This is a genomic window from Acidobacteriota bacterium (assembly GCA_016208495.1).
Classification (GTDB): Bacteria; Acidobacteriota; Blastocatellia; order Chloracidobacteriales; family Chloracidobacteriaceae; genus JACQXX01.
Genome location: JACQXX010000133.1, coordinates 1 through 4,792, shown reverse-complemented (window position 1 = coordinate 4,792; position 4,792 = coordinate 1). Strand labels below are relative to the sequence as shown.

The 4,792-nt window shown below is 49.4% G+C and carries 4 protein-coding genes; 1 reads left to right on the top strand and 3 read right to left on the bottom strand.

Features of this window, described 5'->3' with window-relative positions:
• The first annotated feature begins 126 nt into the window (after positions 1 to 126).
• Positions 127 to 618, top strand: a complete 492-nt coding sequence (locus HY774_26415; protein ID MBI4752037.1) for a hypothetical protein — start codon at positions 127 to 129, stop codon at positions 616 to 618.
• Positions 619 to 887: 269 nt separating this feature from the next.
• Here HY774_26415 and HY774_26410 read toward each other — a convergent pair whose 3' ends face one another.
• The 3 genes from HY774_26410 to HY774_26400 all read right to left on the bottom strand — a co-directional run.
• A complete protein-coding gene (locus tag HY774_26410) occupies positions 888 to 3,536 on the bottom strand; it encodes a M1 family metallopeptidase (GenBank protein ID MBI4752036.1) in 2,649 nt (882 codons plus the stop codon).
• A 242-nt stretch (positions 3,537 to 3,778) separates the two neighbouring features.
• Entirely contained in the window at positions 3,779 to 4,201 is a 423-nt protein-coding gene (locus tag HY774_26405; GenBank protein MBI4752035.1) for a DinB family protein, read from the bottom strand.
• 236 nt (positions 4,202 to 4,437) lie between these two features.
• On the bottom strand, positions 4,438 to 4,792 hold a 355-nt coding region (locus HY774_26400), incomplete at its 5' end, for a hypothetical protein (GenBank protein ID MBI4752034.1).

Below are 4,792 nucleotides of genomic sequence, written 5' to 3'. Positions count from 1 at the left end.
TTCAGGTGAATGGTCCCTGGAAGTACCAGCTCTCGGAAATTTACTTTACCCCAGAGGTTGATGCCGAAGTCAAACGACTTGCTCAGTTAGCGGCATAAACCAACGGTTTTTGACTGTTCCAATCCCATGTGGACCGATTTAAGTCCTCCAACACAGTTTGGAAATACAACTCTCAATCCAGGGGAACAGACAAATTTTACAATTGCCCCCCATCCCAAAACTCCACCGGGTACATATTTTCTTCACATCAGCGGGATCAATGCCAGCGAGCAAGTCAACTCAGTCGGAGGGAAGATTATCATTATTCCTCAGGGTAGTTTTCAACTGGTTCTGGATCCGGAAAAACGTGAAATCGAAGCCGGTCAGTCAACTGAATTTATCATTCAATCTATTCAGAAGGGCGGTTTGAAGTATCCAATCCAGTTGAAAGCAGAAGTCAGCCCGCCAAATCTGAATGTCGGGGTGGATTTTGGTAGAAATGGAATTAAGCCAGGGCAATCAACTCGGATGACAGTGCGCACCTTACCAAATACCCCCAAACAACAATTTACCATTCGCGTAACTGGGACTGCGGCAAATCTCCAGGAGGAACTCAACGCGGTGGTAATCGTTCGCTAACCTATACAAGATGGTCCAATCCCAGTATTGTGAAAAATTGGATTGTTCATTTCCTCTGTACAAGGCAAAATTTTAAGGTCGGCAAGACGAAAGAGAAAACCAGCCATCGGAGTTCAATCTGACATGCCTGGTCAAATCCCCAGCAACAACAACCCGGCGATCACGCTCAACGCATCACGACCGCCGGGTGATGAACTCTTGCCCATCCGGGCGAAAATTGACTTTTCCGCAACCAGATAAAAAGTGGAGAATGGCTGGAGTTGATAGATTTATGATTTTTTCAGAGCTTCGGTGAACTGCGTTTCATAGGTGCCAACTGTGGTCAGGGTATCCGGAGTGTCCTTGAATTTTACCTTGAGCAATTCAAACGCCTGCTGACCACGCGGATCCGCGAGTTTGATCAGGAGCAAAACATTGTTGAACATGCCATTGAGGTCATTTTCGTCCACTGATTTTTTGAAGCGCTCAAAAATCAACGGAAAGGCGGCTTCGCTTTTGCCCAACGCGGCAATGGTGTCTGCCGCAATAATTCGATAATCCCAAACCGGAGGCGTAGGGAGCCGCCATCGGAGTAAATTCGGATCGGCCAGTGCTTTGAACGCAATCTCAAAGCCGCGTGGGTCGCCAAGTTGTTTGAGGCCGGTTAAGGCACTCATCAGGCTCTGGTTTTTCCACGATGGTTTGTTGACCAGTCTGGCGAGCGCTTCAAACGCTCTGGGGCTTTTACTCCTGCCAAGCGCTGTCGCCGCCGCACTGATAACCCGGTCACTCACGTCGGTGAGGGCATTCAAATAGATGTCGGCGTGCTTTGGATCCTGGGTCAGACCGAGAAAGGTGATGGCGGCGGCACGATTCCACGACGTTTCAGTGGTGATGACCTTGAGCAGCATGGTGATGGTTTCATCATCCAGTTTCGCGGGTGTCGTGCTGGGTGCCGGTGCCAGTAAATTTTGGAGTTGTACCAGTGCCACCAGTCGCAACCGCCAGTAGGAATTGCTCTGAATCGTCGCTCGCAACCCGGTGTAAATCCTCGTTTTTTCTTCAACCGAAGCGGTGGGGCTGGTCGCACGGGTGACCAGTTCACTCATTGCCCACCGTTTGCCGAGAATATCGGTATCGTGCTGCAATTGATACAGCAATTCATCAAGTGATTTTTCAAACTTGATCTCTTTGATCCAGGTGCTTTCATAATCAAAATTGACGAGTTTCGGTGGTTCTGACGAAGCAAAAGAAAAGGTGTTTTCGGCTTTGGGTTCCAGCCAGACCGGTTCGATACGTCCATCAATTTCGATTTCAACGGTGCCTTCAAAAAACTCGACCTGTGGATATTGATCCTGCGGGTCAAGTTTCTGTGTCTGCCGGACTGAAAGCACCAGTTGTTTTTTGGCTTCGTCGTAGGTTTGGGTGATTTCAAAAATCGGATGCCCCATTTTGTACAACCACTGATCGAAGAACCAGTCCAGCGGCTGGCCAGAGGTTGCTTCGACTGCTTTGCGAAAATCTTCGGTGGTGACTGGCTGGTTGGTGTTTGATTTTAGATAGTGGGTGATCGCCTTCCGCCATTTTTCTTCTCCCAACTGTTTGCGCAACATATGCAACACGGCGGCAGCGCGTGAATACGCATAATTGTCAGCGGTAAATCCTGCCGTGTCGGCATAGTTTCGGGTGACAATTGGGTGGCGATAGCCGGCATTCCAGTCGCCCAGATAGGTGTTCTGGTCGCTGGAGAGCTGCCAGAGCAGAAACTCTTCACGTCCGTTTTTGTGTTCGTTAAACAGTCCGTCAAAATAATGCGCAAAGCCTCGATTGAGCCAGATATGGCTCCAGTCACGGCAGGTCACGGAATTACCAAACCATTGAGATGCAAGGGTTTCAGCTTCTAACCCATCCCAGAGGTAGAAAAAGTCGGCGTGCGTCCGTGCGTCATCAATCATATTTTCGCTTTGGATCGCCACCAGGTTATTTCCCAGCCCCCAGGGAATATCCTGAACTGAAACTTGTGAGTAACGTGGGTATGGATACTTGACTCCGGTTACTTCAGAATAGAATTTGACCATCTCTGGCAGTCGAACCACCGTGGCTGCAACAGCTTCTGTTTCATTGGGATAGCCAAATGTGTGCAGTTCGATATCATCAACAGTTTGTTGAACATCCACATACTCCCCGACGACAAAAGAGGTCAGGTGATTGGCATATGGGGTGTCTGCTTTCCAATGAAACGTGTGTGTGCCGTCGGGGTTGTCTCTGGTTGCCACCAGCCTGCCGTTTGAAATAACCGTCAACTTTTTGTCCACCGTCGCTCTCAATTCGGTGGTCCGAAAATCATTGGGTGAATCAAAGCCAGGAAACCAGGAGCGGTTTCCTTCAGGTTCGCCCATTGACCAGATTTCTCGCGGGCGGGTTCGGTCAGTTGAGGTTGGTTCAAAGAAGCGAATCCCTTTCCCGGTGCTCCCGCTGAGGTTATTTGGGTCGGTCAGATTGACCCAGTTGGTTTGGTAATTGACGACGACGGTCGCCTCTTCACCAGCTTGATACACCCGATCAAGCGTGATCTTCAGGTTATCATCTTGATCGCCACCATCATATTTAAATTTCAAGGGTTCCCCATCTTGCGTCGTAATTGAATTGATGGTGAAAAACGCCGCATCAAGTGGAATGGTGCTGGTTGAATCAACGGGTGCGAAGGTAACTGCCGTTGTTCCAAAAACCTGCTTTTTGACCCAATCAAACTGCACATTGATCGCCAGGTGTTTCACGTCAATTTTTCGGGACCGTGTCCAGTGAACCGGAGGGAGTTTTTTGAGTTCAATCTTTGGTTCCTCGGCAAGGGCTTCGCCTCCAGGTGGCTTCGTTGTGGTCAGCAGGGCAAGTGCGAGAACTGAAACGGCCAGTTGACGCAGGTACATCCTTGGTTTCATAGGGGCTCCGGTGTGTTTATACCATTTTGGGTTCAGGGTTCAGGGTTCAGGGTTCAGGGTTCAGGGAAATACAATTCCTTCAATGACTTAGCTCTTCCGTAATGCGATAGGCTGATTCCAAAATGGTATTAAGTACCTTGTCATAAGTTTTCTGAGATATTGGATTGGGTAAGTGGTTGATTTTTTTCCGTGTTTCTCGTGTTTTCCGTGGTTAAAATGTCTGGAAACTTTCGGTAAGGTACTTACAACAACTCCTGGCTGGTGAGGAGGGGCAAATATTTTTCCTCAATGAGTGTCAGGTGATATTTTTGATGGCCCGGAATTGCAAACCCATACGCCAGCGCTGACATTTGATTGCCGTTGATGACGGTATATCGGTGGAGTGCCGCCTCATCAAAGGATTCAAACAACTGCACGGTTGTTTGTCGCAGGAACGTTAACTCGTCCAGAAGGTGGTTCAGACTTCGCCTTCTGGTATTGACGTTGGCTGCCAGCAGGTCCTGATCAAATCCTGGAAGTGCAGTTTGGTCATTTCGACCAATTCGCAAGGCCCGATAGGCCATGACACGTTCGGCATCAATCAGGTGCTGAACAATGTCTTTGATGGTCCATTTGCCTGTGGCATAAACGGCCTCGCCGATGTGATCGAGCTTTTCCAGGTCCAATTGTTCAAGCTCAATCTGGGATCAGGAATTCCCGGCGAGCAGGCGGGGTAGACCCGATCTTTGTCGGTCAGGCTGGTTTGTCACATCCAACCGACAGACCACAAGTGAACCTGCCTTGAATTTGGAAACAGCAGGCCAGAGAGTTTCAATTGAGTGTTGAGGGATGGCTCAACGCCGAAAAAAAGGGTTTTGAGTGGACCGTTGTCCAGGGTCACCCCGGTCTGGGTGTGGCCGACCTATGAACTATCAAGGAGGGGTTCGCCCAAAAAGGTGGTCAGCAACGCCGACCAGCTTTCATACGCGAAGCGGTTGAACAAGCATCGCAAATCGTCCCAGACCTGATATGTGGCCAGTTTGAGGCAACAGCGCTGATAGAGCTGGTCGCCGAGTTCAATCACTTTGTGGGTCGTGAAAGCCAGCAAATTCAACACGCACATCACCATTGAGAGTATCCGTTGACCGTGGCCGTAATTGTGTTCCAGTTCGTACCCCTGGTTTTTCTGGATGTTGAAGTGCTCATTCTCAATTTTCCAGCGCGAGCGTCCGATCCCAATGATGACGGGTGCGCTTTCCGGCGTGATCTCAAAATCC